Annotated in this window: 25 protein-coding genes; 14 read left to right on the top strand and 11 right to left on the bottom strand. The window is 61.1% G+C overall.

The window, feature by feature from the left end:
* Positions 1-156: 156 nt before the first annotated feature.
* The 8 genes from AADW18_RS03910 to ykgO form a co-directional block, all read right to left on the bottom strand.
* Positions 157-1,401 (bottom strand): TraB/GumN family protein, encoded by a 1,245-nt coding sequence (locus AADW18_RS03910; RefSeq protein WP_337342028.1) that lies wholly within the window; start codon positions 1,399-1,401, stop codon positions 157-159.
* A 105-nt stretch (positions 1,402-1,506) separates the two neighbouring features.
* Positions 1,507-2,043, bottom strand: coding sequence for an N-acetyltransferase family protein (locus AADW18_RS03905; protein ID WP_337342027.1), 537 nt, complete (start codon positions 2,041-2,043; stop codon positions 1,507-1,509).
* Between the two features lie 42 nt (positions 2,044-2,085).
* Positions 2,086-2,970: a carbon-nitrogen hydrolase gene (locus tag AADW18_RS03900; RefSeq protein ID WP_337342026.1), complete on the bottom strand. Its 885-nt coding sequence runs from the start codon at positions 2,968-2,970 to the stop codon at positions 2,086-2,088.
* Positions 2,971-3,047: 77 nt separating this feature from the next.
* Complete coding sequence (locus AADW18_RS03895; RefSeq protein ID WP_337342025.1) at positions 3,048-4,367, bottom strand: MFS transporter; 1,320 nt, start codon at positions 4,365-4,367, stop codon at positions 3,048-3,050.
* 4 nt (positions 4,368-4,371) lie between these two features.
* On the bottom strand, positions 4,372-5,340 hold the full coding sequence (locus tag AADW18_RS03890) for an aldo/keto reductase (protein WP_337342024.1): 969 nt from the start codon (positions 5,338-5,340) through the stop codon (positions 4,372-4,374).
* A gap of 175 nt (positions 5,341-5,515) precedes the next feature.
* Positions 5,516-6,547 (bottom strand): agmatine deiminase family protein, encoded by a 1,032-nt coding sequence (locus AADW18_RS03885; protein WP_337342023.1) that lies wholly within the window; start codon positions 6,545-6,547, stop codon positions 5,516-5,518.
* Positions 6,548-6,597: 50 nt separating this feature from the next.
* Positions 6,598-6,927, bottom strand: a complete 330-nt coding sequence (locus AADW18_RS03880) for a hypothetical protein (protein ID WP_337342022.1) — start codon at positions 6,925-6,927, stop codon at positions 6,598-6,600.
* Between the two features lie 227 nt (positions 6,928-7,154).
* Positions 7,155-7,280, bottom strand: coding sequence for a type B 50S ribosomal protein L36 (gene ykgO / locus AADW18_RS03875; RefSeq protein ID WP_010342887.1), 126 nt, complete (start codon positions 7,278-7,280; stop codon positions 7,155-7,157).
* A gap of 172 nt (positions 7,281-7,452) precedes the next feature.
* On the opposite strand from ykgO, the gene cmk reads away from it, so the two are divergent.
* The 10 genes from cmk (at position 7,453) to AADW18_RS03825 (ending at position 17,597) form a co-directional block, all read left to right on the top strand.
* Positions 7,453-8,121, top strand: a complete 669-nt coding sequence (gene cmk, locus AADW18_RS03870; protein WP_337342021.1) for a (d)CMP kinase — start codon at positions 7,453-7,455, stop codon at positions 8,119-8,121.
* Positions 8,122-8,314: 193 nt separating this feature from the next.
* Positions 8,315-10,033 carry a 30S ribosomal protein S1 gene (gene rpsA / locus AADW18_RS03865; protein ID WP_337342020.1) on the top strand — a complete coding sequence of 573 codons (1,719 nt, stop codon included), beginning with the start codon at positions 8,315-8,317 and terminating at the stop codon, positions 10,031-10,033.
* Positions 10,034-10,123: 90 nt separating this feature from the next.
* The gene (locus tag AADW18_RS03860) at positions 10,124-10,429 is read left to right on the top strand and encodes an integration host factor subunit beta (RefSeq protein WP_337342019.1); all 306 of its coding nucleotides are present in this window, start codon (positions 10,124-10,126) and stop codon (positions 10,427-10,429) included.
* Positions 10,430-10,511: 82 nt separating this feature from the next.
* Positions 10,512-10,787 carry a hypothetical protein gene (locus tag AADW18_RS03855; protein WP_337342018.1) on the top strand — a complete coding sequence of 92 codons (276 nt, stop codon included), beginning with the start codon at positions 10,512-10,514 and terminating at the stop codon, positions 10,785-10,787.
* Positions 10,788-10,790: 3 nt separating this feature from the next.
* Complete coding sequence (lapB, locus tag AADW18_RS03850; protein ID WP_337342017.1) at positions 10,791-11,969, top strand: lipopolysaccharide assembly protein LapB; 1,179 nt, start codon at positions 10,791-10,793, stop codon at positions 11,967-11,969.
* The gene (locus AADW18_RS03845; protein ID WP_337342016.1) at positions 11,969-12,937 is read left to right on the top strand and encodes a glycosyltransferase family 4 protein; all 969 of its coding nucleotides are present in this window, start codon (positions 11,969-11,971) and stop codon (positions 12,935-12,937) included. Before lapB ends, AADW18_RS03845 begins: the two co-directional genes overlap by 1 nt.
* A gap of 19 nt (positions 12,938-12,956) precedes the next feature.
* Complete coding sequence (locus AADW18_RS03840) at positions 12,957-14,876, top strand: nucleoside-diphosphate sugar epimerase/dehydratase (RefSeq protein ID WP_337342015.1); 1,920 nt, start codon at positions 12,957-12,959, stop codon at positions 14,874-14,876.
* Entirely contained in the window at positions 14,873-15,775 is a 903-nt protein-coding gene (gene galU, locus AADW18_RS03835) for a UTP--glucose-1-phosphate uridylyltransferase GalU (protein ID WP_337342014.1), read from the top strand. Before AADW18_RS03840 ends, galU begins: the two co-directional genes overlap by 4 nt.
* 203 nt (positions 15,776-15,978) lie before the next feature.
* On the top strand, positions 15,979-17,277 hold the full coding sequence (locus AADW18_RS03830) for an FAD-binding oxidoreductase (protein ID WP_337342013.1): 1,299 nt from the start codon (positions 15,979-15,981) through the stop codon (positions 17,275-17,277).
* Complete coding sequence (locus AADW18_RS03825; RefSeq protein WP_337342012.1) at positions 17,274-17,597, top strand: tRNA-binding protein; 324 nt, start codon at positions 17,274-17,276, stop codon at positions 17,595-17,597. The genes AADW18_RS03830 and AADW18_RS03825 overlap by 4 nt, the downstream gene beginning before the upstream one ends.
* A 126-nt stretch (positions 17,598-17,723) precedes the next feature.
* Here the strand turns inward: AADW18_RS03825 and AADW18_RS03820 are convergent, their stop codons facing one another.
* The 3 genes from AADW18_RS03820 to AADW18_RS03810 all read right to left on the bottom strand — a co-directional run bounded on the left by AADW18_RS03820 (position 17,724) and on the right by AADW18_RS03810 (position 22,114).
* The gene (locus AADW18_RS03820; RefSeq protein WP_337342011.1) at positions 17,724-18,932 is read right to left on the bottom strand and encodes an acetyl-CoA C-acyltransferase; all 1,209 of its coding nucleotides are present in this window, start codon (positions 18,930-18,932) and stop codon (positions 17,724-17,726) included.
* A 151-nt stretch (positions 18,933-19,083) separates the two neighbouring features.
* Positions 19,084-21,456, bottom strand: a complete 2,373-nt coding sequence (locus AADW18_RS03815; RefSeq protein WP_337342010.1) for a 3-hydroxyacyl-CoA dehydrogenase/enoyl-CoA hydratase family protein — start codon at positions 21,454-21,456, stop codon at positions 19,084-19,086.
* A 25-nt stretch (positions 21,457-21,481) separates the two neighbouring features.
* Positions 21,482-22,114 carry a TetR family transcriptional regulator gene (locus AADW18_RS03810; protein WP_337342009.1) on the bottom strand — a complete coding sequence of 211 codons (633 nt, stop codon included), beginning with the start codon at positions 22,112-22,114 and terminating at the stop codon, positions 21,482-21,484.
* 213 nt (positions 22,115-22,327) lie between these two features.
* On the opposite strand from AADW18_RS03810, the gene ndk reads away from it, so the two are divergent.
* From ndk to AADW18_RS03790, 4 genes are read left to right on the top strand one after another with little or no spacing between them, the layout of a single operon-like run.
* A complete protein-coding gene (gene ndk, locus AADW18_RS03805; protein ID WP_337342008.1) occupies positions 22,328-22,753 on the top strand; it encodes a nucleoside-diphosphate kinase in 426 nt (141 codons plus the stop codon).
* 13 nt (positions 22,754-22,766) lie between these two features.
* On the top strand, positions 22,767-23,927 hold the full coding sequence (gene rlmN / locus AADW18_RS03800; RefSeq protein WP_337342007.1) for a 23S rRNA (adenine(2503)-C(2))-methyltransferase RlmN: 1,161 nt from the start codon (positions 22,767-22,769) through the stop codon (positions 23,925-23,927).
* Positions 23,914-24,732, top strand: a complete 819-nt coding sequence (locus tag AADW18_RS03795) for a type IV pilus biogenesis/stability protein PilW (RefSeq protein WP_337342006.1) — start codon at positions 23,914-23,916, stop codon at positions 24,730-24,732. The genes rlmN and AADW18_RS03795 overlap by 14 nt, the downstream gene beginning before the upstream one ends.
* Positions 24,729-25,556 (top strand): RodZ domain-containing protein, encoded by an 828-nt coding sequence (locus AADW18_RS03790; protein ID WP_337342005.1) that lies wholly within the window; start codon positions 24,729-24,731, stop codon positions 25,554-25,556. The genes AADW18_RS03795 and AADW18_RS03790 overlap by 4 nt, the downstream gene beginning before the upstream one ends.
* The last annotated feature ends 19 nt before the right edge of the window (positions 25,557-25,575 follow it).

Raw genomic sequence — 25,575 nt, 5'->3', positions numbered from 1 at the left:
CCGCGCGGCATTCTGTAGGAGCGGCGTCCCCGCCGCGAGCTTTCCCATCAGGTCGCAACAGAAGCTAAGAGCTCGCGCCGAGACGGCGCTCCTACAAAAGCAGGGAAAAGGTCGCGGCCAGGACGCCGGTCCTACGACGTGGGAAGCGGAATCGGATCAGCCGATGATCTTGCCGAGCATCCGCAGGCCGCCCGTCCACACGCCGATGGCGGTGCCCAGGCTGGTCAGGAAGAAATTCAGCAAAATGCGCGCTACCCGGTTCTTCCACCATCCGCGCAGCGTCTGCACGTCGTCACGCAGCGCCAGGAAATCAGCGTAGGTGGGTTTGCGCAACGTCGCTTCCACCAAGCCGCTGACGGTGCCGGATGCCAGGGCAGGGTGCAGCGGTGTTAGCGGCGATGAAATGAAGGCCGCCAGGATGCTCAACGGATGACCGCCGGCGATGGCGCAGCCCAGTGCGCCGAGCAGGCCGGTGGCCAGTACCCATTGCACGATCAGGTCCGAACCGACGTCCACACCGCCTTGCCAGAAACCCCAGGCAAAGCCGCCCAGTACAAACGCGGCCAGTACGATGGTGAACCAGGGAATTCCGCTCTTCTGCTGGATGTGTTCCAACTCGGCCAGGATATCGGCCGCTGGAGCACTGTCCTCGCGCAGATGCTTGGCCAGCCCTGGCAAATGACCGGCGCCGACCACGGCTAGAACTTCATAGGGCCGATCATCGTGCTGTCGTGGCTTTTCCTGCGCTACCTGGCGCAGGCGCGATGCCATGTAGCGGTCGCGTTCGGCGATGATGGTGTTGTAGAGCACAGGATTGTCGGCCGCGAACTCGCCAAAGCTGGATTCCAGCATGTCGCCTTGTTTGAGCTTTTCGATTTCCTCATCGCCGACTTCTTCGTCGACGAACATCGCCGTCATGATGCCGGCGCTGATCTTGGCCCGGCCCCACCAGCTCAAGCGGTGCAGGGCACGCTTGAAGGTAAGACCGACTTCGCGGTCGATCAGGTGCAGCGGTAGTCCGCGTTCTTTCGCATCCAATGCGCCGGCCTTCAACTCCGCACCTGGCTCCACATCCAATTGCTCGGCCAATCGCCGCTGATATGCCGCCAGCGCGAGATTGGCGGCGAACAGATGCGTCTTGCCTTCGCGTAGCACTTTGATCAGGTCCAGCTTGGCGAGTGCGTCGGGGTCGGTCAGCGATTGCAGACGCCCTGCGTCGAGTTCGATCGCCACGCTGTCGTACTCGCCGCTGGCGATGGATGCGCGAACAGCGTCCACACTGCTCCGGGAGACGTGAGCAGTGCCCAGCAGGGTGAAGCGCACGCCGTCGCGTTCGACGATCTGCCAGGGCTGGCCTTCGAGCGAATGCGGCGTGGTGGGCTGGGAGGTGGAGTCGTTCATTCGTTCAAGCCTGGAAACGTCGTGAGGTGTGGAGGCGGCATCGGCCACCATCGAAAAGATCGGACAGCGAGAAATGGCAGAGAAATGGTTTCGGGCGAATGCCGATCAACGATCTTCGCCAACAGGGGCATCCCGGTCACCCGAACCCAGCGGCCGCTGCATCTGCACGGTGTCCAGCCATCGGCCGTGCTTGCGGCCCAATCCCTGGAAGATACCGACAGTGCGGAAGCCCAGGCGCTCGTGCAACGCTACCGACGCGCCATTGCCGGGTTCGCCAATCACGGCAACCATCTGTCGGAAGCCTTTGGCCTCGCAGAGATCAATCAGTTTGGCCAGCAAGGCTTTACCGATGCCGCGGCCCTGGAACTCCGGGCGCAGGTAAACCGTGTCTTCCACCGTCCAGCGGTATCCGATACGTCCGCGATAGCTACTGGCGTAGGCATAACCGGCGAATGTGCCATCGAACTCCGCGACCAGATACGGATAACCAGCTGCCTGGATATCGCGCATGCGGCGATCCATTTCCTTCTCGTCCGGCGCATCGTATTCGTACGTGGCGACACGTTCGCGCACTTCGTCGGCGTACAGCACGGTGATGGCGGGAATGTCGGCGGCGGTGGCGTCGCGGATCAGCAGGCTCAAGTGGCGGGCTCTCAGTGGTGTGGCGCTCAATTGATGCAATGCTCAGTCGATATAGCGCTTGAGCAGATCGCCATACGCATCGATACGGCGGTCGCGCAGGAACGGCCAGATACGGCGCACATGCTCGCTGCGTACCAGATCGACCTCGACGCTGAGGATCTCCGGCTCGCCACCGGCTTCGGCGACGAATTCACCCTGCGGACCCAGCACATGGCTGTTGCCCCAGAATTGGATGCCGGAAGCGCCCAAGGGCGACGGTTCATGGCCGACGCGATTGCAGCTGAGCACGGGGAGGCCGTTGGCGACGGCGTGACCTCGATGGCTGAGGATCCAGGCATCGCGCTGGCGATTCTTTTCGTCCTGCGCATCATCCGGATCCCAGCCGATCGCGGTGGGGTAGAGCAGCAGCTCCGCGCCCGCCAACGCCATCAGCCGCGCAGCTTCCGGATACCACTGGTCCCAGCAGACCAGCACGCCTAGGCGGCCGACCGAGGTATCAATAGGTGTGAAGCCGATATCGCCCGGCGTGAAGTAGAACTTCTCATAGAAGCCCGGATCGTCGGGAATGTGCATCTTGCGGTACTTGCCGGCGATGCTGCCGTCTTTCTCGAAGACCACGGCGGTGTTGTGATACAGCCCGGCGGCGCGGCGCTCGAACAACGAACTGACCAGTACCACGCCATGTTGTTTGGCCAGCTTGCCGAGGCGTTCGGTGCTGGGACCGGGAATCGGCTCCGCCAGGTCGAATTCGCAGACGGCTTCGTGCTGGCAGAAATACGGGCCGTTGTGCAATTCCTGCAGCAACACCAACTGGGCGCCGCGCTTGGCTGCTTCGGCCACGCGGGTTTCGATGACGCTGAGATTGGCGTCGGCGTCACCGTGGTTTTTTTCCTGAATCAGGGCAACGGGCAGGGTCGTGCGGCGCATTGGGAAAAGAAGATCCGGGGAAGTGCGAATGGTACCGCGGATAGCCCGGGGGCAGGCTTCCGGGCCGTGAACGCTTGTCAGGAAGGCCTTGCGGGCAAAGCGGTTAAGGTTTCCTTTTCACGTTGCCAGCGGCCCAGGGCACCGCCAGTGAAAGCCCATACCGCTGCGATGCCCGCGCCGATCAACATCGCCAGCGCCGGTTGTTCGGCAACCAGGTCCAAGCCGCGTTTTACCCACGCGCTGATCGCGTCGCCACCGCGATAGACCACCGTATCGATGAAATTCTTGGCCTTGTACTTGGCGTCGGGCGCGACCACCGTGTAAAGCATCTCGCGGCCCGGGCGGACGAAGGCGTATTCGCCGGCGCGCCGTGCCACCATCACCACCACGAACACCGCGAAGGTGGGTGCCAGCGCCAGCCACACGAAGCCGGCCGCCATCACCAGCGGTACTGCAACCAGCAGCACGCCCACACCCAGACGTTGGGCAATGCGTCCGGTGATGAACAGTTGGCTGAGAATGGCCAATGCTTGCACGACCGTGTCGATCAAACCGAACACCTGCGTCTGCCTTGCTTTGTCGGGAAACAGCGCGTCGACCAGTTTGGCCTGTTCGAAGTAAAGGAACGTCGTCACCGTGGCCAACAGCACAACGAACAGCGCTATGCACAAAAGGTAGGGCGAGCGGAACACGTCGATGGCGCCGGCAAAGGGATTGCCGCCGAGCGGCTGGCGGCGTTGTTCCGCAGTGCTGGTGCCGGCGGGCAATGGATGGCGGTCGCGCCAACCGTGCACCCAGGTGGCGGTAGTCGCGCTAGCAGTGATCAGCAGCGCGGAAACGATCATCAGGCCACCATGTCCCAGCGGCTGGACCAGCAGCGTGGTCAGCAGCGGTCCGATCAATCCGCCCAGGCTGGCGCCGCCAGCGATCAGCGCGAACAAGCGCTTGGCTTCGGCGCTGGCGAACACATCCGCCAGCACGCTCCACGCCAGCGAGATCATCAGCAGATTGATGACCGATACCCAGATGTAGAACGCTCGCGCCATCCACACATTGTCCGGCTGCCACTGTATTGCCAGGCTGAAACCAAGCAGGCTGGCGACCACGGACCCGAATACCCACGGTACGATCCGCCGCCGCGACACCTTCGACACCAGCCAGCCGAATGGCGGCAGTACCAGCAGCGTTGCGATGAACGTGCCGGTGAACAGCCACTGCAGATTGTCCACGCCACCGGCGACACCCATGGTTTCGCGTATCGGCCGCAACATGAAGTAGCCGGTGAACAACAGGAAGAACATTGCCAGGCCGGCCAGCACCGCCGGTGCTTCGCGCAGTTCGACGTCGAACAATCGCGCGATACCGCGCAGCAGCGGTTGGGGGGTTCCGTCGCTCATCGGCTCAAGCCAATGCCGCGATGAGCGCCTGCCGCTGTTCCTCGGTCAAATCAGGTCCGACGCCTGCCATCAGGTTGTCGGTTTGCCGGTCTGGCTTGCCGGTCGCGGGAATCACTACTGTCACCGCAGGATGGCTGAGCGCGAATTTGAGGAAAGCCTGCGCCCAGGAACCGACGCCGGAACTTGCGACCGCAGCCGGCAATGGCTTGTCCTTGACTCGTGCGAACAACTTGCCGTCTTCGAACGCGCGGTTGATCATCACCGCGACACCGCGATCTTTCGCGAGCGGCAACAGCCGTTTCTCGGCGCCGCGCGACGTCACCGAATAATTGATCTGCAGGAAGTCTAGTTTCTCCGCCTGCACCACACCGATCAGTTCTTCGTGCGCCGTTTCCTGGTAATGAGTGACGCCTATGTAGCGCACCTTGCCCTGTGTCTTCAGCTCGCGCGCCACGGCCAGTTGTGTCTTCAGGTCGCCCAGGTTGTGAACCTGCAACAGTTCCACTTTGTCGGTCTTCAGCCGGCGCAGGCTGTCTTCGAACTGCGCCATGCCCTCGTCACGCCCATTGACGCCGGAGAGCTTGGTGGCCAGCCAAGCCTTTTCGCTTAGTTTCTGCTCGGCCAGTAGTGCACCCACAACGTCTTCCGCGGTGCCGTAAGTAGGTGCGGTGTCGATGACGCTGGCGCCTGCGGCGAAGAAGCGCTTCAGCACCTCACGTAGCGGATCGCGCTCGTCCTTGGAATCGCCAACCTCAAAACTGCCGGAGGTGCCCATGCCGATCACTGGAATTCGTTCGCCGGTGCTGGGAATCGCGCGGGTATTGAGCGGCCCAGGTAGAGACTTGGCCGGTTTGGCGGCAGTGGTTTGTCCTCCGCCACCGGCCTGCGCTTGAGCGGAATCTCGGCAGGCGGCGAGGGTGATGCCTGCGGCGGCGAGGGCACTCGAGGTCAAGAACGTGCGGCGTGTGTACACGGCAGTCTCCAGAGGCGGCGGGACTGTCGGTTATCGGCTATTTGGTGACCACGATGTGTGAATGAAGCGTTTGTTTAGCACCCAACCAAAGTCATGGTCGACCGGAACTGTGAAGGCCGGCTGGCAAATACCCGCGCGAGCGCCTGCGCCAGACGGGCGCAGGCAAGCTGCGGCGCTACGGCACCAAGCCCTTCGGCAACTGCATGGTGATGCAATGCAAGCTGCCGTTCTGCCAGATCAATGAGCGGCAAGGTACTTGAACGATGTCGCGGCCAGGGTAGGCCGCCGCCAGTACCTCGGCGGCTTTGCCGTCTGCCTCGTCTCCGTAAGCGGGCATCAATACCGCGTCGTTGATGACCAGGAAATTGGCGTAGGACGCTGCAAGGCGCCGACCTTCGTCAAGCACCGGCTTGGCCCACGGGAGCGGGAACAGCCTGTACGGCTGGCCGTCGCGAGTCCGCAGCGCCGCGATTTCCTTCGCCATGGCCTGCAGTTCCTGGTAATGCGAATCCTTGGGGTCATCGCACGCCTGGAACACGATCGCGTTATCCGGTGCGAACCGGGCGAGGGTGTCGATGTGGGCGTCGGTGTCGTCGCCTTCGAGATAACCGTGGTCCAGCCAAAGTACTCGGTCCTGATGCAGCCATCCCGCCAACTGCGAGGTAATCTGCTCCCGCGGGACGTCGGGGTGGCGCTCATGCAGGCACCGCCAAGTGGTCAGCAGCGTGCCGTCGCCATCTGTTTCGATGGCGCCGCCTTCCAGTGCAAAGTTAATGCTTTGCACGAAGTAGTTGTGAAACAACTGCATGCCTGACAGCTCGCCGACCAATTGGTCGTCCCGGCTGGCTTCGAACTTGCCGCCCCAACCGGTAAAGCGGAAATCCAGCAGCTTGAAATGACCGCTTTCGCACAGGGTGATAGGGCCCGAATCGCGCAGCCAGGTGTCGTCGTATTCAGCGGTGACGAAGCGCACCCGCGTCATTTCCACCCTGGCCGAACGCAAGCGGGCTTCCGCATAGGTCTGCAGGTCGTCGTCTGCGACGCAGATCACCACATCCTGGAAGCGAGTGATGGCTGCCACAAGCGCGACGTAGGTGTCTTCAACCGCGCCCAGGCGCTCGGCCCAATCGGTCTCGGCGTGTGGCCACGCGATCAGGATGGCGGATTGGGATTCCCACTCAGCGGGAAAGCGAAAAGCATCGGTCATTCAATGGAGTCCATGCATGGTTGCGCATGCGCTCCCAAGAGCGGCATGCATCATCTTATCGGCGGTTTGGGGCCGATTTCCTCGGGCCCGGCCTGGTTGGCAACCACGTCGATGACGCGGTTTTTTTCGAAGTAGACAGTGTAGGCGGGGTAGACCCAACGATGGATCGTCGGCCATTGGCGCTTTTGTCCGCCACGGGGTTCAAGCTTCTGTTGCGGAGCGCCAAAGCGGGCTTCGACCTGTTGCGCGGTCTGGCCGCGGACGGGAAGGGCTTCGGCGGGCTTTTCCTGGGCGCGCTCGATTAACAGGGTATCGGCGGTGGCAGTGCCAGCCAGGCCCAGCAAGGCGATCAACGGAAGAGCGAATGCGCGACGATTCATAAGATGTGGTTCCCCAGAAGACCCGCTCTTTATAGCAAAAGCCTTTCAACAAAAAACCGCCGCGCCGCAATGTATTGCGGCAATCGTGACGGCCGGCGCGTCGCTACGCGCGCGGAAGACCCGGGCACTCGTTGATCGGACAAAGAAAAACCGCCCGGAGGCGGTCTTTCTGCAGTCGGAAGCGGCATGCCGTTCAGCGCTGGCGCGCTTTGAGCATGCCGATTGTTTCAGCGCTGGCGCGCTTTGAAACGCGGATTCGACTTGCAAATCACGAAGACCTTGCCGCGACGGCGGACCACCTTGCAGTCGCGGTGACGGGCCTTCGCCGACTTCAGGGAGGACAGGACCTTCATGACGTAAACCTCGGCGTAAAAATAGATAGGGGCGAAACTAAGCCGGCTATTCTAGCGACCTTTCCGTCGGTAGATCAAGTGGTTGCGTCACGCCATTCGCACCAGATCGGTCAGATACCCGCTGGTCAGACACAAACCGGCGGCATAATGAGCGAAAAATACAGGAACGACCATGCCAGACACCATTCCCGTGCTGACCATTGACGGCCCTTCCGGCGCAGGCAAGGGCACCGTCAGCCGGATTGCCGCCAACCGCCTGGGCTGGTGCTACCTCGATTCAGGGGCGCTCTACCGGGCGGTGGGGGTGGCCGCAAGCTGGTCGGACCTGGACATCTCCGACGCCGCGGCGTTGGTGCGCTGCACCTTCGATACCCGGGTCGATTTCCGTGAGACCGAGCAGGGGCTGCGGGTGCTGGTCAACGGCGTGGACGCGACCGAGGAGCTACGCCTGGAAACCACGGGGGCGGTGGCATCGGCTATCGCGGCCTTCCCCGAGGTGCGCTCGGCGCTGAAGGAGCGCCAGCGGGCCTTTCGCCAGGCGCCAGGGTTGGTAGCCGATGGCCGGGACATGGGCACGGTCATCTTCCCGGACGCGCCCTACAAGGTGTTTCTGACCGCCAGCGCCGAGGAGCGAGCGGAAAGGCGCTATAAGCAGTTGAAAGACAAGGGGGTTTCCGTTACCTTAGACGGTCTGCTACGCGAGATTCTCGCCCGCGACGCCCGAGATGCACAACGCACGGTGGCGCCGTTGCGCCCGGCTGAAGATGCCGTGCTCATCGACACCACCGGTTTGTCCATCGACGAAGTCGTCGAGCGCGTTCTGGCCATAGTGAAATCATAAGCCGCGATTTCTTGCGGTTGCTCCGGATTCTTTTCCGATACGGAAAAGCAACGGAAGCAGGTTTCCAGCCAGCGCAGGGAATATTTCTTGGCAGAAACCGTCCCGGAACGCCGCCATTTCGGCAGCGCCGGTTAATCCACATCAACACACGGTACTTAGTACCGAAAGGGTGGACAGGGGGAGCGCCGATGCGGTGCACGCCTGTCCGTGTGTCCAACCGAGTAATCAATCAATGACCGAATCATTCGCAGAACTGTTTGAACAGAGCCAGACCCATCTGGCCAAGCTGAAGCCGGGCGCTATCGTCACAGGCATCGTTGTGGAAGTCCGCAATGACGTGGTGGTGATCAACGCTGGCCTGAAGTCTGAAGGCATCGTGCCGATCGAACAGTTCCGTAACGACGCCGGCGAAATCGACGTGGGCGTGGGCGACGAAGTGAAAGTCGCGCTCGACTCGCTCGAAAACGGCTTCGGCGAAACCGTCCTCTCGCGCGAGAAAGCCAAGCGCGCCATGGTATGGGACGAGCTGGAAGAAGCGCTGGAGAAGAACGAAACCATCACCGGCCGCATCAGCGGCAAGGTCAAGGGTGGTTTCACCGTCGACATCAAGGACGTCCGCGCATTCCTGCCGGGCTCGCTGGTCGATGTGCGCCCTGTGCGCGATCCGGGCTATCTGGAAGGCAAGGAGCTGGAATTCAAGCTCATCAAGCTGGACCGCAAGCGCAACAACGTGGTCGTCTCCCGCCGTGCGGTGGTCGAGAGCGAACATTCGGAAGAGCGCGAGCAGCTGATGGACAAGCTGCAGGAAGGCGTGGTGCTGAAGGGTGTGGTCAAGAACCTCACCGACTACGGCGCGTTCGTCGACCTGGGCGGCATCGATGGTCTGCTGCACATCACCGACATGGCCTGGAAGCGCGTGCGCCATCCGTCCGAAGTCGTGGAAGTCGGCCAGGAGCTGGATGTCCGCGTGCTGAAGTACGATCGCGAGCGTAACCGCGTCAGCCTGGGCCTGAAGCAGCTGGGCGAAGATCCGTGGGACAACATCGCGCGTCGCTACCCGGCCAACAGCCGCGTGTTCGGCAAGGTCTCCAACGTCACCGACTACGGCGCGTTCGTCGAAATCGAGCCGGGCGTGGAAGGTCTGGTGCACGTGTCCGAAATGGACTGGACCAACAAGAACGTCAATCCGTCCAAGGTCGTGCAGGTCGGCGACGACGTCGAAGTGATGGTGCTGGACGTGGACGAAGAGCGTCGCCGCATCTCGCTGGGCATGAAGCAGGTTGCCGCCAATCCGTGGGAAACCTTCGCTGCTATCCACAAGAAGGGCGACAAGGTGTCCGGTCAGATCAAGTCGATCACCGACTTCGGCATCTTCATCGGCCTGGACGGCGGCATTGACGGCTTGATCCATCTGTCGGACATCAGCTGGAACTCCACTGGCGAAGACATCGCCCGCAACTTCAAGAAGGGTGACACGCTGGAAGCCGTGGTGTTGGCCGTCGATCCGGAACGCGAGCGCATCAGCCTGGGCGTCAAGCAGCTGGAGCAGGATCCGTTCGGCCAGTACATGGCCACCCATCCGAAGGGTTCCAAGGTCGAAGGCGTGGTGAAGGAAGTCGACGCCAAGGGCGCGACGATCGAGCTAGGCGATGGCATCGAAGGCTATGTGTCTGCCCGCGATGTCGCCAACGAGCGCGTGGACGACGCCAGCCAGCACCTGAAGGTGGGCGACAAGGTCGAAGCCAAGTTCATCGGCATGGACCGCAAGGGCCGTACGCTGCAACTGTCGATCAAGGCCAAGGACGATGCCGAGATGCGCGAAGTGCTGGAGGAATACCAGTCCGCTTCGGGTGGCACCACCCAGCTTGGTGCGCTGCTGCGCGCCCAGTTGGACGGCAACAAGTCCGAGTAAGCCAATAGCAAGCCCAATAGCAAGTCAGATCCCAGCCGGCCCGGGTTTCCCCGGGCCGGTCATGGGTGTACCCGTCCGACGCCATAAGCGATGACCAAATCCGAACTCATCGAAATCCTGGCCCGCCGCCAACCTCACCTGAAGGCTGAAGACGTCGATCTCGCCGTCAAGGCGCTGCTGGAGATGATGGGTGGAGCGTTGGCGCAGGGAGATCGCATCGAAATCCGCGGATTCGGTAGTTTTTCGTTGCATTACCGTCCGCCGCGTCTGGGACGTAATCCCAAGACAGGCGATTCGGTCGCGTTGCCAGCCAAGCATGTTCCGCATTTCAAGCCGGGCAAGGAACTGCGCGAGCGCGTCAGCAGCGTCACGCCAATCGAAGAGAACGGCGACTAGAGCAGCCCTTGGAGCTGTTGACTGCCATGTTCGGCAGAGAGGGTCTCAGCTAAGCTAGGCACCCATCGCAAGGAGCTGCCTGATGAATATCTTCCGTTTGATCGTCGCGCTGGTTTTTCTGGCCGCCGGTTTGATCATCGGGTTTCTCAACGACAGTCCAGCCATCACGCTGGACCTGGTCTTCTTCCGGTGGTCGACGACCCCGGGCAACGCCATCATTCTCTCGCTGCTGACCGGCGTGATTGTCGGTGGGTCTATCGTTTTCGCGACCCTCGTGCTGCCGTTGTACGCCAAGCTCCGCAGGGCAGCCAAAGGACAGCCGTCCACTCCGGTCTCCACTCCTTCCGCAGGCGGCTAGGCAATGGCGTTCGTCACCGAATGGTTCTGGTTCTTTCTGTTTCTTCCGTTGGCTGCGCTGAGCGGTTGGGTGATAGGTCGACGAGGCGGGCAGCGTCATGGCGATACCCAAGTCAGTCGATTGTCGAGTACCTACTTCCGCGGTCTGAACTATTTGCTCAATGAGCAGCCAGACAAGGCGATCGAGCTTTTCCTGCATATTGCCGAACTGGACAAGGAAACCTTTGAAACCCAGGTGGCATTGGGACATCTGTTCCGCCGCCGTGGCGAGGTGGATCGGGCGATCCGTCTTCACCAAGGTCTGGTGCAGCGGTCCGACCTGAGTGACCAGCAGAAGGTGCAGGCGCTGCTGGCATTGGGTGAGGATTACATGCGGTCGGGCCTGCTGGACCGTGCGGAAACGGTATTCAGCGACTTGGCCAGAATCGATCAACGCGCTCCACAAGCTTTGAAGCATCTCATTGGTATCTACCAGGCCGAGCGCGATTGGGAAAAGGCCATCGACAACGCGCTTCGCTACGAAGAAGTCACCGGAGAGCCAATGGGCAAGCTGGTGGCGCAGTTCGAATGCGAGCTAGCTGAGCGGCATCGCACCGCCAATCAGGTGGATGGTGCACGTCAAGCCATCGTCAGGGCCTATCAGGCGGATGCGGGCTGTGTGCGAGCCGGCATATTGGAGGGCCGTATCGAGTCGGATGCGAGCAATCACGAAGCGGCGATCCGTGCTTTCGAACGCGCCGCTCGTCATGACCCGGACTATCTGCCGGAAGTACTGCCCGGTCTGCTCGCCAATTATGAGCATGTTGGGGATATGTCTGGTGCGCGAGCATTCTTGTCGGAAATGTGCGAACACTACCGTGGCATCGCCCCGGTGCTCGCCTTGACCAAGCTGGTCGAAAGCCAGGATGGCGTGGCGGCCGCCCGGGCTTACCTGGCCCGACAGTTGAAGGACCGGCCATCGGTGCGCGGCGAAGCCGCATTGATCGACCTGACTCTTGCGGAAGGTGCTGATCCGGAAGCCACGCTGCACGATCTCAAGCACATCACGGACCAATTACTGGTTCGCAATCCGAGTTACCGCTGCTCCCGGTGCGGCTTTGGCGCGCGCACTCATCATTGGCAATGTCCCAGCTGCAAGGAATGGGGCACGATCAAGCCGCTACTGAATTACGCGGTGGTGTAATGTCGAAGGTGGTGGCCTGGCTTCTGCTGCACTTCCTGATCGCGGCAGTGATCACCTGGCTCGCCCGTCACTATGCGCTGCGGACCAACCTGCTGGATCAACCCGGTGAACGGCGCAGCCATCAGGTGGCAACGGCGCGTGGGGGCGGGATATCGATTGTGATTGCATTGCTGATGGGCGGCATCTACCTCTGGTGGGAAGCCCCTGCCGGCGAGCTGATGCTGCCTGCGTTCCTCGTCGGGCTATTGCTGACCGCAGGGATCGGTTGGTGGGACGACCACCGCCCGTTATCCCCCTTGTTGCGCTTAGCCGTTCACGGGATAGCAGCAGTGATTTTGGCGGCGGCGACCTTTCGCACCACGGGAAGCTGGATGCACGGTGCGGCGGCGGCGGTCTTCGTCATGGTGCTGGTCAATGTCTGGAACTTCATGGACGGGATCGACGGGCTAGCGGCGAGCCAGGCTGCCATCGCCGCCATCGCATTCACGTTGCTGTTGGCAGGCCCCTGGTCCTGGTTGGGAGCAGCCCTGTTCGCCGCCTGTTGTGGTTTTCTGCCATTCAACTTCCCTAAAGCGCGCATATTCCTGGGGGATGTCGGCAGCGGCGCACTGGGGTTTGCGCTAGCGGGGCTGCTGACGGCGGGTTTGTCGGTCTCGACCGCCCCCTGGCCTCTATTGCTGTTGCCAATGAGTGCGTTCCTCGTGGACGCGAGCTTCACACTGATTTCGCGCATTCTGCGTCGGCAGCGCTGGTGGGAACCACACGTCGAACATCTTTACCAGCGCCTTTCCCGTCGGTACGGGCACCTAAGTGTGACCGTCATCTACGGTGTGTTCGCGCTTGTTACTTTGGCGTTAATCTTGGTGTTGTCTAATGTTACGCTGCCAGCGGCGATGATCGTCACGTCCGTTGCTTACCTGGTAACGCTAACGCTCAGAGCAGGGCTACGCAGGACCGTGCGGGAATAATGCCAAGGAGATTGATGTAATGAGTTCGTGGCGAGATCGGGTCACCAGTGCGCTGCCTCGCTTGGCGGTGGCTAGCCACGACCTTGTTATGGTGTGGCTGTGCTGGCAGGTACTGCATCGCTTGCGCTATGCAATGTTGCCTGAGTCGCCGGAATTTCCTCTCTGGTCGAACGAAGTCGCCATTGTCCTGCTGGGCCAGGGGATGGTGTTCTGGTGGATGGGTCTTTATCGTGGCCTCTGGCGATTCGCCAGCCTGCCCGATCTGTGGAATCTGCTGAAGGCCTCGGCGCTCGGCTCGCTGGCGGTGGTCGCCGGCCTGTTCTTCTACAATCGCTTCGGATCGGTACCACGTGCGGTGCTGGGCCTTTATCCTTTTGTGCTGATAGGTTTCCTGGGTCTGCCACGCTTGGTCTACCGGGCATGGAAGGACAATCAGGCCAATCGTTCGCATGAGGCTGCCTCCCGCGTACTGATCCTGGGCGCAGGACGAGCAGGCGAAGCGCTGGTTCGAGAGTTGCGCCGCACCGGTGTCTACTATCCCGTGGCATTCTTGGATGATGCGGTCAGGCTGCATGGGTCGAAGCTTCAGGGCGTTCCCGTCCTGGGCGGCCTGGAGAGCGCCGCGGCCGTGGCCCGTGAAACGGCCGCCAAGCTGCTGGTCATCGCCATGCCCTCGCTCGATGCGCCTGCCATGCAGCGGGTGGTAGCCATTTGCGAAAGCACGGGATTGCCGTTCCGGATGGTGCCACGCCTGGTGAATGTGCTGGAAGGGCAATCAATGCCCGGCGATTTGAAAGAGGTTGCCATCGAGGATCTGCTGGGCCGCAAATCGGTTATGCCGGACTGGAAGCTGATTCGCGGATGGCTGGGCGGGCGTACCGTGCTGGTGACCGGCGCCGGTGGTTCGATCGGCTCAGAGCTTTGCCGCCAATGCGCCCGTCACGGTGCGCAGCGCATTGCGTTGCTGGAGATCGATGAGCTGGCATTGATTACGATCCAGGGTGATCTGCAGCGTGCTTTTCCCGATCTGGAAATTCTTCCCGTACTTGGCAATTGCGGGGATCCCGCGGTAATTGCCCATGCGCTGAGGATTTCCGAACCGGATGCCGTCTTCCACGCGGCTGCCTACAAGCAGGTGCCGCTGCTCGAACAGCACCTGCGAGAAGCGATTGGCAATAATGTGCTGGCGACCGAGACGGTGGCTCGCGCATGCCGCGAAACCGGCGTGGCTACTTTCGTGCTGATCTCCACCGATAAGGCGGTCGATCCGGTCAATGTGCTGGGCGCCACCAAGCGGCTGGCCGAAATGGCCTGCCAGGCACTGGACGATGGGCGTGCCAGTACACGCTATGTCACTGTGCGGTTCGGCAACGTGCTGGATTCCGCCGGTAGCGTGGTGCCCTTGTTCCGCGAACAGATCCGCAAGGGCGGGCCAGTGACGGTGACCGATCCAGAGGTCACTCGTTATTTCATGACCATCCCCGAAGCCAGCCAGCTGATTCTGCAGGCGGCGGCCGGGGCGGCCCATGCCTCCATCTATACCTTGGACATGGGTGAGCCCGTGCCGATCCGGCTGCTTGCCGAACAGATGATTCGGCTGGCTGGCAAGCAACCGGGCCGCGATATCGCCATCGTCTACACCGGTCTGCGTCCTGGCGAAAAGCTGCACGAAAATCTGTTTCATGCCGATGAGCGTTATCGCCCAACGTCGCATTCGAAGATCATGCAAGCCGAAGCCCGCGAAGTGTCGCCCGAGTTTATCGAGATGGCGCTACAGCGGTTGCGAGGAGCATTCACCCGCTACGACACTACGGAATTGCAAGAAGTTCTGCGTGTGGCGGTGCCGGACTTCAAGCCGATCGTGCGTGAAGAAGACGCAAACGGAGCCTCGGCTAACATTGTTGTCTTCCCCGCTCGTGAGGCCAGAAAGACCCGATGACGCAGCGCATACGAAAGGCGGTATTCCCGGTAGCCGGGTTGGGTACGCGATTCCTTCCGGCGACAAAAACGGTTCCAAAGGAGATGCTGCCGATCATCGATAAGCCGCTGATCCAGTACGCCGTTGATGAAGCGATAGAAGCGGGTTGCGATACGCTGATCTTCGTCACCAACCGCTACAAACACTCCGTCGCGGATTATTTCGACAAGGCCTATGAGCTGGAACAGAAGCTCGAGAGGGCGGGCAAGACCGAGCAACTGGAGCTGGTGCGCAATGTGCTGCCGCCGCACGTGCGAGCAGTTTTCGTGACCCAGGCGGAAGCTCTGGGTTTAGGCCATGCGGTGCTATGCGCCAAGCCGATCGTCGGCGATGAGCCGTTCGCAGTATTGTTGCCGGACGATCTGATTTGGAATCGTGGTGGCGCTGGCGCCCTGAAGCAGATGGCCGATGCTGCCCAGGCGACGGGTGCAAGCGTCATTGCGGTGCAGGATGTGCCGCATGATCAAACCGGCAGCTACGGGATCGTGGCAACCGAGCCATTCGACGGACGCTCGGGACGCATCACCGCGATGGTGGAAAAGCCGAAGCCCGAAGTGGCTCCCAGCAATCTGGCAGTAGTCGGGCGGTATGTGCTGGATTCGCGCATTTTTTCGTTGCTCGAGAGCACCACGCCGGGTGCCGGCGGTGAAATCCAGCTGACAGATGCCATTGCGACGTTGCTGGCGGAGTCGCACGTGCATGCCTATCGGTTTCAAGGCACTCGCTTCGACTGCGGCACGCACATCGGCTTGATCGAGGCCACGATCCGCTATGCGCTGGATCATGAAAAGCTGAGTGATGCCGCCCGCACCATGATGCAGGATGCCTTGAGCGAACTAGGTGTGCAGGACCTGCAGTAGGTCAGGCGGCGCGGCTGGGGCCATCCTCGGGCATCTGTAGAAGCACCGCCGGCGCGAGCTCTTCGCCTATCGTGGCCTTAGCGGCAAGACTCCCCCTACAACGGCAAAGAGCCCAGAAGCGCAAAGGGCACGAGCAGGTGCGATACAGGTAGATACCTGAGGTAGGCTAGGCGCTGCGCAATATGTCGTAGCGCTTGGTTGATATGCCAACACCACCTCGCGATTATTACCGGGCCACCGTTGTTGATCCTCCGGCTTATGCCTCCTTGCAAGGCAAGCAGGAGGCGAGCGTGTGCGTCATAGGTGGCGGATTCGCGGGACTGAATACGGCATTGGGATTGGCCGAGCGCGGCACGGACGGCGTGACGGTACTGGAATCCGAGAACATTGGGTTCGGTGCGTCCGGTCGTAACGGTGGGTTCGTTTTTGCAGGGTTCTCACGTGGCGAAGAAGCCTTGCTGCGAGAGCTTGGCCCACAGCGAGCGAAGGCGCTATACGCCGGCACACGTGACGCGGTCGAAACCATTCGCCGCCGCATTAGCCAATACCGCATCGACTGCGATGTCACTGAGGGCGGAGCGATCTGGGCGAACTGGTTCCGCGATCCGGAGATATTGCGCTCGCGTCAACGTTTGCTGGCAGAACACTACGACGCCCATTGGCAATGGCTCACACAAGCCGAACTGCGTGAAAAAATCCGTAGCGAGCGCTATTACGACGCATTATTCGAGGCTCAAGGTTTTCATTTCCATCCATTGAAATATACGCACGGTATTGCACGTGCGGCGGTTGAGCAGGGTGTTTCCATTTTCGAAAAAACCCCTGCTATCGCGTTGAAGCGGGAGAGCGCCGCGTGGCGTATCCGAACGCCAAACGGTGAAATCCATGCGCAGCACGTGGTACTGGCCTGTGGTGGCTACCTGGCGGGACTGCGGCGACAGGTCGATGCCGGCGTACTTCCCATCGCCACCTATGTGATGGTCACCGAGCCGTTGGGGGACCGAATGTCGAATGTCTTAACGACGGGTGCGGCCATTTACGACACGCGTTTCGCCTTCGACTATTATCGCCCGCTGCCGGACACACGGCTCCTCTGGGGCGGCCGGATATCGATACTGGATCGGTCGCCACAGGCCGTGAAGCGCCTGTTGTATCGCGATCTGATGAAAGTATTTCCGCAACTGGAAGGTACGGCCGTCGAGTATGCATGGTCGGGATTGATGAGCTATGCGCGCCATCAGATGCCGCAGATCGGTCGTGTCGATGACGGACTCTGGCTGGCTCAAGCGTTTGGTGGGCATGGGGTCGCGCCAACGACCTTCGCGGGTGAAGTGCTGGCCGCGGCTATAGCAGAAAACGATGAGCGCTGGCGCGGCTTTTCTGATTACGGACTGGTATCGGCTTTGAAGCCAGCGGGATTCATCGGCGCACAATTGGGATATTGGTGGGCCGAACTCAAGGACGCCTGGAAAGATCGGATGGAAAAGCGATACGACCCATGAGCGAGAACGATACGATTACCTGGGCTGATTTCGAGAAGGTGCTGATTTGCGCCGGTACCGTGGTGCGGGTGGAGGAATTTCCAGAAGCGCACAAGCCTGCCTGGAAACTGTGGGTCGACTTTGGACCGTATGGCACCAAAAAAACCAGCGCGCAAGTGAAGAACCTCTACCGCGCGGAAGAACTACTGGGGCGGCAGATCGTCGGGGTGATCAACTTTCCGCCCAAGCAGGTGGGACCTTTCATTTCCGAATTTCTGTTGACCGGCTTCCCTACGGAAGAAGGCGTGGTGGTGACGGCCAACGGAACTCGGCTGGCGTAGCCGGCAAAAGTCAAACCGGAAGATGCCGCGCAACATCGCCACTCCGACAGTTCCGCTATTGAAGACTTTCATTGCAAACGAAAACGGGCAGCCTGAGCTGCCCGTTTTTCCACAATCGGTAAGAACTCAGAGCGCTTCGAAAATGCCCGCTGCGCCCATGCCGGTGCCAATGCACATCGTCACCATGCCGTACTTCTGCTGGCGTCGGCGCAGGCCGTGCACGATGGTCGCGGTGCGCACCGCGCCGGTAGCGCCCAGCGGATGGCCTAATGCGATGGCGCCGCCCAGCGGGTTGACCTTGGAGGGGTCCAAACCGGAGTCGCGGATCACCGCCAGCGCCTGCGCGGCGAAGGCTTCGTTGAGTTCGATCCAGTCCAGTTGGTCCTTGGTCAGGCCGGCCAGTTTGAGCGCTTTGGGAATTGCGGCGATCGGACCAATGCCCATCACTTCCGGTCGAACGCCAGCGACTGAGAAGCTCACGAAACGGGCCAGCGGAGTCAGTCCGTAGTCCTTGATGGCCTGTTCCGAAGCCAGCAGTACCGCACCGGCGCCATCACTCATCTGCGAGCTGTTGCCTGCGGTGACGCTGCCGCCGAACTGGCCGTTGCGGAATACCGGACGAAGCTTGGCAAGGCCTTCGGCAGAGGAATCCGGACGCGGGCCTTCATCGTTCTCAACCCACGCTTTCTTAAGACGAATGGTGTTGCCGGCCAGATCGGGCAGGTGCGAAACGACTTCGTACGGCGAAATCTCGTTCTTGAACTCGCCGGCGTTAATGGCTGCGATGGCTTTCTGGTGAGAGACCAGGGCGAAGGCATCCTGATCTTCGCGCGAAATCTTCCATTCCTCGGCCACTTTTTCCGCGGTGATACCCATGCCGTACGCAATCGCGATGTTCTCGTCCTTGGCGAAGACGCTCGGGCTTAGCGCAACTTTGTTGCCCATCATCGGCACCATCGACATCGATTCGGTACCACCGGCCAGCATCAGGTCGGCATTGCCCAGCCGGATCTGATCGGCCGCCAGCGCGACCGCCTGCAGGCCCGACGAACAGAAGCGGTTGATGGTCTGTGCGGCGATGGTGTTGGGGAGGCCCGCCAGCAGCACGCCGATCCGCGCCACGTTCATGCCTTGCTCGCCTTCCGGCATCGCGCAACCGATGATCGCGTCATCAATGCGGTTGACATCAATCCCCGGCGCCTGCGCGATCACGGCCTTCAGCACGTGCGCCAGCATATCGTCGGGACGGGTATTACGAAAAACACCTTTGGGCGCCTTGCCGACCGGTGTGCGTGTGGCGGCGACGATATAGGCTTCTTGGATTTGTTTGCTCATTTGGCTTTCTCCGAAAGCCGGGAATGGGGAATGGGAGAATCGGGAATCGTAAAAACAGATTCGCCTGATCTCGGAAATTCCGGATTTCCGGCGGAAATTGGGAGGAAGGGGGCGCCGGGCTGTTCTATTCCCGATTCCCCATTCCCGATTCTCAGTTCCTCAGCGGCTTACCCGTCTTCAGCATGTGACCGATGCGGGCCTGGGTCTTTTCCTGCTGGGCCAGTTCGACGAAATGCTTGCGTTCGAGTTTCAGCAGCCATTCTTCGTCCACCAGCGAACCGCGGTCGATCTCGCCGCCGCAGATAACAGTGGCGATCCGGGTGGCGATTTCGTAGTCGTACTCGCTGATGAAGCGGCCCTCCAGCATGTTGACCAGCATCATCTTGAAGGTGGCGATACCGACATCGCCGGCCACCTGGATACGACGCGCGGGCAGGGGCGGGCGATAACCGCTTTCAGCCATGGCCAACACCTGCTGCTTGGCCACGTAGAGCTGCTCGTAGGCATTGAAGACCACGTGGTCGGTAGCGCGCAGCAGCCCCAGTTCCTTCGCCTCGAACGCAGAGGTGGATACTTTGGCCATCGCGACGGTTTCGAAGGTGCGCTTGAGTTCGGCGAACACGTCGCCGCCCGGGCCCGCGGCCTGCGAGGCACGCACCGCGATTTCCTTCAAGCCGCCGCCGGCAGGCAGTAAACCAACACCGGCTTCGACGAGGCCGATATAGCTTTCCAGCGAGGCCACGGTCTTGGCGCTGTGCATCTGGAATTCACAGCCGCCGCCCAATGCCAGACCGCGCACGGCGGCTACGACCGGCACCAGCGAATACTTGATGCGCTGACTGGTCGCCTGGAAGTTGGCCACCATCGCTTCGAACTCGGTGATCTTGCCTGCCTGCAATGCACCCAGTGCACCGGCCAGATCGGCCCCGGCGGAAAACGGCTCTTTCTGCTGCCAGATCACCAGGCCCTTGAAGTCCTGCTCGGCTTTGCCAATGGCGGCTTGCAGGCCGTCCAGCACTGCGTCGGACACGGTGTTCATCTTGGTCTTGAAGCCCACCACGGCGACGCCATCGCCATCGGTCCACATGCGAACGCCGTCGTTCTCATAGACGGTTTCACCTTGCGCGAAGGCTTCGCCCAGCAGCGGATCCGGGAAGCGCTGGCGCTGATAGACCGGCAGTGCGGAGCGGGGCAGTTTGGCGTTCTTGATGGGGCTGTAGCTGCCCTCGGCGGCGTGGACGCCTTCGCGACCGTCGAACACCCAATCCGGTAGCGGCGCGCTGCTCATCGCCTTGCCGGCCACGATATCGTCGGCGATCCACTGCGCCACCTGTTTCCAGCCGGCGGCCTGCCAGGTTTCGAACGGGCCTAGCGACCAGCCGTAGCCCCAGCGGATAGCCAGATCCACATCGCGCGCGGTATCGGCGATATCCGCCAGATGGTAGGCGCTGTAGTGAAATAGATCGCGGAACACCGCCCACAGGAACTTCGCCTGCGGGTGCTGACTCTCGCGCAGCTTGGCGAATTTCTCGGCCGGATTCCTGATCTTCAGTATCTCGACGACTTCCGGCGCGGCGGCACGATCGGCGGAACGGTAGTCCTGCTTCTCCAGATCCAGCACCATGATGTCCTTGCCGACCTTGCGGAAGATGCCTGCGCCGGTCTTCTGGCCCAGTGCACCTTTCGTGATCAGCGCCTGCAACCATTTGGGCGCGGCGAAATACTGATGCCAGGGATCATTCGGCAGGGTATCGGCCATGGTCTTGATGACGTGCGCCATGGTGTCCAGACCGACGACGTCGGAGGTGCGGTAGGTCGCCGACTTGGGCCGGCCGATCAATGGCCCGGTGACGGCATCCACTTCGTCGAAGCCCAGATTGTTCTCGGCCGTGTGGTGGATGGTGGCCAGGATCGAGAACACACCAATGCGGTTGCCGATGAAGTTAGGCGTGTCCTTGGCATAGACCACGCCTTTGCCCAGCGCGGTAGTCAGGAAGGTTTCCAGGCCTTCCAGCACGGCCGCGTCAGTGGTCTTGGCGGGAATCAGCTCGGCCAGATGCATGTAGCGCGGCGGATTGAAGAAATGCACGCCGCAGAAGCGGTGGCGCAGTTGTTCTGGCAATACTTCGGATAAGGCATTGATACCCAGGCCTGACGTGTTGCTGGCCAGCACGGCACGGTCGGCGACGAACGGCGCGATCTTCTTATAGAGGTCCTGTTTCCAGTCCATCCGCTCAGCGATGGCCTCGATGATCAAGTCGCAGTCCTTCAGATGCTCCAGTCCTGTTTCGTAGTTGGCTGGGGTGATGGCTTCGGCCAGCGCTTTGGAACCCAGCGGCGCCGGGCTGAGCTTGGCGAGGTTGGCGATCGCCTTCAGGACGACGCCGTCCGGGTGGCCTTCCTTGGAGGGCAAGTCGAACAGCACCGTGTCGACGCCCGCATTGGTCAGATGAGCGGCGATCTGCGCGCCCATGACCCCGGCGCCCAGGACGGCCGCCTTGCGTACAAGCAACTTGTTGGACATTTGGATGAACCCTTGTGTTGGTTGATTACTTCACGTGGTCGGCCCGCAGGCCGGCCTCGGCAAAACGGATCAGTTCGCGGGCAGCGCGTTCTCGATGCGCTGTCTCGGTGACGCCGGCGGGGCGCTTGATCAGGCCGAAATCCGCCATGGCGTAGGTCAGGGCGCCAGAGAAGAAGTCCAGCCGCCAGTACAGCTCTTCCTTGCTCAATCCGGGCACACAGGCTGCGATCGCCTTGCCGAATTCGCGCAGTACATGGCCATAGTGGTCGGACAGGAACTGGCGCAGGCCGTCGTTCTTTTCCGCGTAGGCACGGGCGATGACGCGCACGAAGGCGCCGCCGCCATGGCGGTCCTGGGCGAGTGCCAGCGCCGGCTGGACAAAGGCGGCCAGGATCGGTTCCAGCTCGCCAGGATGCTGTTCCAGCGCGGTCTTGAGCTGACCCAGGCGCTGGGCGGTCATGTCGTCCATGCGGCGGCGGAAAACCTCGTTGACCAGGTTTTCCTTCGAGCCGAAGTGGTAGTTGACCGCAGCGATATTCACGTCGGCGCGGCTGGTGACCTGGCGCAGCGAAGTGCCGGCAAAGCCATATTGAGCGAACAGCTCTTCGGCGGCGCCGAGGATGCGGTCCTTGGTGGAGAAGTGCGTGGCATTGCCCATGGGAGTTCCGGTTAATCAAACGCTTGTTTGATTCTGGGCTCATCCATGGGCGAAGTCATGTTGCTCTGCAGCATTATTCTGCGGAGGTTATGTAAACCATGTGCGGGATACGTTAGAATCCCGCTACGCTTGTTAGGCTAAGCCCGCGTTTCGACGCGGGTTTTTTCATGTTAACCTTGGGTCTTTAGTGGCCCGCCCAACGGAGAAATCCCCATGGCGCTGGAGCGCACACTGTCAATCGTCAAGCCTGATGCCGTCGCCAAGAACGTCGTCGGCGAGATCTATTCGCGTTTCGAAAAGGCCGGTCTGAAGATCGTCGCCTCCAAGATGAAGCACCTGTCGCGCCGTGAGGCGGAAGGTTTCTACGCCGTACACCGCGAGCGCCCGTTCTTCAATGCGCTGGTCGAGTTCATGATTTCCGGTCCGGTCGCCATCCAGGTGCTGGAAGGCGAGAACGCAATCCTCAAGAATCGCGAGCTGATGGGCGCGACCAATCCGAAGGATGCGGCGCCGGGCACTATCCGTGCTGACTTCGCAGACAGCATCGACGCCAATGCCGTGCATGGTTCCGACGCAGCGGAAACGGCTGCCCAGGAAATTGCTTATTTCTTCGCAAGCACCGAAGTTTTTTCCCGCTGAACCTGTGACCGACGTGAACGAAGTCGTAGCCAAGAAACAGAACCTGCTCGACCTCGATCGCGAGGGCATGGAGCGCTTTTTCGCCGAGACTCTCGGCGAACAGCGCTACCGCGCCCATCAGGTGATGAAGTGGATCCATCACCGCTACGTCACTGACTTCGACGCCATGACCGACCTCGGCAAGGCCTTGCGCGCAAAGCTGCAAGCGCATGCCGAGGTCGTCGCTTTGAACGTCCATTTCGATAAGCCATCTCACGACGGCACGCACAAATGGTTGTTGGGCATGGATGGCGGAAGCAACGCCATCGAAACTGTCTACATTCCCGACAAGAACCGCGGCACGCTGTGCGTCTCCTCGCAAGTGGGTTGCGCGCTCAATTGCCAGTTCTGTTCCACCGCCACGCAGGGTTTCAACCGCAACCTGTCCGCTGCCGAGATCATTGGCCAGGTGTGGATCGCCGCGCGCCATCTGGGCAACGTGCCGCATCAGCAGCGCAAGCTCACCAACGTGGTGATGATGGGGATGGGCGAGCCACTGATGAATTTCGACAACGTCGTGCGCGCGATGAACATCATGCGCGACGATTTGGGCTATGGCCTGGCTAGCAAGCGGGTGACGTTGTCCACCGCGGGCCTGGTGCCGATGATCGATCGGTTGTCGGTGGAGACCGACGTTTCGCTGGCGGTTTCGTTGCATGCGCCCAACGACGAACTGCGTACGGAACTGGTGCCGCTCAACAAAAAATATCCCATCGAAGAATTGATGGCCGCTTGTGCGCGCTATGTACGGCACAACAAGAAGCGCGATTCGGTAACGTTCGAATACACGATGATGAAAGGCGTGAATGATCGACCCGAGCATGCGCGTCAGCTCGCCAGGTTGATCCGCCAGTTCGACAACGCAGCGCAGTCCAAGGATGCGGGCAAGGTCAACCTGATTCCATTCAATCCGTTCCCGGGTACCCGTTACGAACGGTCTAGCGAAAGCGACATCCGCGCATTCCAGAAGATATTGCTGGATGCGCAGGTGCTGACGATGGTGCGTCGCACGCGCGGCGACGACATCGATGCCGCTTGCGGGCAATTGAAGGGCCAGGTGGTTGACCGTACCCGCCGCCAAGCCGAGTTCCGGCGCCAGCTCGAAGCGCAGGGCATCAGTGATGCGGCTGCATAAGGTAGCGCTGCTGCTGATCATCCCCATGCTGCTGGCTGGCGGCTGCAGTCGGCTCACCTTCGTCAAGCCCAAGATGGAGCGCAAGGACGGCGAACAGATCGCGCCGGACTATCAGGTCAGCGATACACCCGCGACCAAGCAGCGGATGGCTGCCCAGGAGCAAATGGGGCGAGCTCTGCAAAATTTGCAAGCGGGCAAGCTGGACGCTGCCGAGCAGAGCGCGAAGGCGGTATTGAAAATGAGGCCGGATTCGGCTGATGCCACCACGTTGATGGCGATAATCGAAGACCGGCGCGGCCGGGCTTCCCAGGCAGGCGCTCATTACAAGCGAGCCGCCGAGCTCCCGCCACTGGATGGTGGTCGGCAGAATAACTATGGTGCATGGTTGTGTGCCAACGGCTATCCTGCCGAATCGCTGGTCTGGTTCGATCGGGCGTTGAACGATCCGAACTATGCGACCCCGGCCGCAGCCTTGGCTAACGCCGGTGGCTGTGCCGCCAAGGTTGGTCAGTACGAGCGCTCGGAGCGCGACTTGCGCCGGGCACTTGCGTTGGATCCGCGAAATTCGTTTGCATTGGGGGCAATGGCGGAAAACGAATATCGCAGCCAACGTTTCTTTGAAGCGCGGGCGTTTGTGGAAAGACGTCTGGCGGCGGCGCCAGCCAGTCCGGTCATGCTGAAACTAGCATCACAAATCGAAGAAAGGCTGGGCGACAAGGTTGCTGCCAGTCGATATGTTAAACAGTTACGGGCGGAATTTCCCGACGCGGTCGAAGCTAATCTTGGGGGAAGTGCAGGACCATGACGGATTCAAACTCGTTTGATACGCAGCAATTTGGGGGCTGCGGGGCGTTTCTGAGGGCAGCACGTGAAGAAGCGGGGCTCAGCCTGTCGGAAGTCGGCAGTCGCCTGAAGATGCCTGTGAAGGTGCTGCAGGCGCTGGAAGGGGAGCAATGGCAGCAGCTAGGTGCGCCGGTATTCGTACGCGGGCAGCTACGCAGCTATGCCAGGTTGCTGAAGGTTGACGTGGAGCCCTATCTTCAGCGGGCGCAATTGGACGTGGTGCAGCCGGTCGAACTGATCAGCCGCAGCTATACTCCCAAGTTCCAGCGCCTCATGGAAAGTGCACAGCGCCGCGCCATCTATGTGGTGATCACGCTGTGCTTCTTCGCCGTTCCCGCTTGGCTGGCCATCCAGTCGCGCAACGGCGATGTCGGTGTTCCCACTGCATCCCTGGACACAATGCCGCCCGTATCCGTGCCGCCAGGTAGCGATGCGGCAATGCCGCAGGAAAGGGAGCGTTCCACCCTCCCGGCTGCACCATACGTAGCCTCGATGGCGCCGCCTATTTCGCGTCCATCCGTACCCTCTCTCAACCTGCGTTTCCGTGGCGAGAGCTGGGTGCAGATCATTGCGCCTGACGGTACCAGCATTGAGCAGGCGTTGTTGAAGGCTGGCGATGAACGCAGTTATGTCAAAGGGCAAGTAGGCCGGATCGTGTTGGGCAATGCAGCTGCGGTCGAGGTTCAGCATGCAGGTAGTACGGTGGACCTAACACCGTTTCAGCGAGCGAATGTCGCGCGCTTTGCGGTATCCTCTGAGGGTTCCCTGGCGCCGGTCGCAGACTGACTCGCGTACGGGTCTGTCC

It is taken from the genome of Pseudoxanthomonas sp. CCNWLY206-1 (genome assembly GCF_039710385.1).
Lineage (GTDB): Bacteria > Pseudomonadota > Gammaproteobacteria > Xanthomonadales > Xanthomonadaceae > Pseudoxanthomonas_A.
Note: the sequence above shows the minus strand (reverse complement) of the source record. Positions and strands in the feature narration are given on the sequence as shown.

What these genes read in the sequence shown, in the direction of transcription:
- AADW18_RS03910 (WP_337342028.1), bottom strand. Translation starts at nt 1,401, where the DNA reads ATGAACGACTCCACCTCCCAGCCCACCACGCCGCATTCGCTCGAAGGC.
- AADW18_RS03900 (WP_337342026.1), bottom strand. Translation starts at nt 2,970, where the DNA reads ATGCGCCGCACGACCCTGCCCGTTGCCCTGATTCAGGAAAAAAACCAC.
- AADW18_RS03895 (WP_337342025.1), bottom strand. Translation starts at nt 4,367, where the DNA reads ATGAGCGACGGAACCCCCCAACCGCTGCTGCGCGGTATCGCGCGATTG.
- AADW18_RS03885 (WP_337342023.1), bottom strand. Translation starts at nt 6,547, where the DNA reads ATGACCGATGCTTTTCGCTTTCCCGCTGAGTGGGAATCCCAATCCGCC.
- AADW18_RS03880 (WP_337342022.1), bottom strand. Translation starts at nt 6,927, where the DNA reads ATGAATCGTCGCGCATTCGCTCTTCCGTTGATCGCCTTGCTGGGCCTG.
- ykgO (WP_010342887.1), bottom strand. Translation starts at nt 7,280, where the DNA reads ATGAAGGTCCTGTCCTCCCTGAAGTCGGCGAAGGCCCGTCACCGCGAC.
- cmk (WP_337342021.1), top strand. Translation starts at nt 7,453, where the DNA reads ATGCCAGACACCATTCCCGTGCTGACCATTGACGGCCCTTCCGGCGCA.
- AADW18_RS03860 (WP_337342019.1), top strand. Translation starts at nt 10,124, where the DNA reads ATGACCAAATCCGAACTCATCGAAATCCTGGCCCGCCGCCAACCTCAC.
- AADW18_RS03855 (WP_337342018.1), top strand. Translation starts at nt 10,512, where the DNA reads ATGAATATCTTCCGTTTGATCGTCGCGCTGGTTTTTCTGGCCGCCGGT.
- lapB (WP_337342017.1), top strand. Translation starts at nt 10,791, where the DNA reads ATGGCGTTCGTCACCGAATGGTTCTGGTTCTTTCTGTTTCTTCCGTTG.
- AADW18_RS03845 (WP_337342016.1), top strand. Translation starts at nt 11,969, where the DNA reads ATGTCGAAGGTGGTGGCCTGGCTTCTGCTGCACTTCCTGATCGCGGCA.
- AADW18_RS03840 (WP_337342015.1), top strand. Translation starts at nt 12,957, where the DNA reads ATGAGTTCGTGGCGAGATCGGGTCACCAGTGCGCTGCCTCGCTTGGCG.
- galU (WP_337342014.1), top strand. Translation starts at nt 14,873, where the DNA reads ATGACGCAGCGCATACGAAAGGCGGTATTCCCGGTAGCCGGGTTGGGT.
- AADW18_RS03830 (WP_337342013.1), top strand. Translation starts at nt 15,979, where the DNA reads ATGCCAACACCACCTCGCGATTATTACCGGGCCACCGTTGTTGATCCT.
- AADW18_RS03825 (WP_337342012.1), top strand. Translation starts at nt 17,274, where the DNA reads ATGAGCGAGAACGATACGATTACCTGGGCTGATTTCGAGAAGGTGCTG.
- AADW18_RS03820 (WP_337342011.1), bottom strand. Translation starts at nt 18,932, where the DNA reads ATGAGCAAACAAATCCAAGAAGCCTATATCGTCGCCGCCACACGCACA.
- AADW18_RS03815 (WP_337342010.1), bottom strand. Translation starts at nt 21,456, where the DNA reads ATGTCCAACAAGTTGCTTGTACGCAAGGCGGCCGTCCTGGGCGCCGGG.
- AADW18_RS03810 (WP_337342009.1), bottom strand. Translation starts at nt 22,114, where the DNA reads ATGGGCAATGCCACGCACTTCTCCACCAAGGACCGCATCCTCGGCGCC.
- ndk (WP_337342008.1), top strand. Translation starts at nt 22,328, where the DNA reads ATGGCGCTGGAGCGCACACTGTCAATCGTCAAGCCTGATGCCGTCGCC.
- AADW18_RS03795 (WP_337342006.1), top strand. Translation starts at nt 23,914, where the DNA reads ATGCGGCTGCATAAGGTAGCGCTGCTGCTGATCATCCCCATGCTGCTG.
- AADW18_RS03790 (WP_337342005.1), top strand. Translation starts at nt 24,729, where the DNA reads ATGACGGATTCAAACTCGTTTGATACGCAGCAATTTGGGGGCTGCGGG.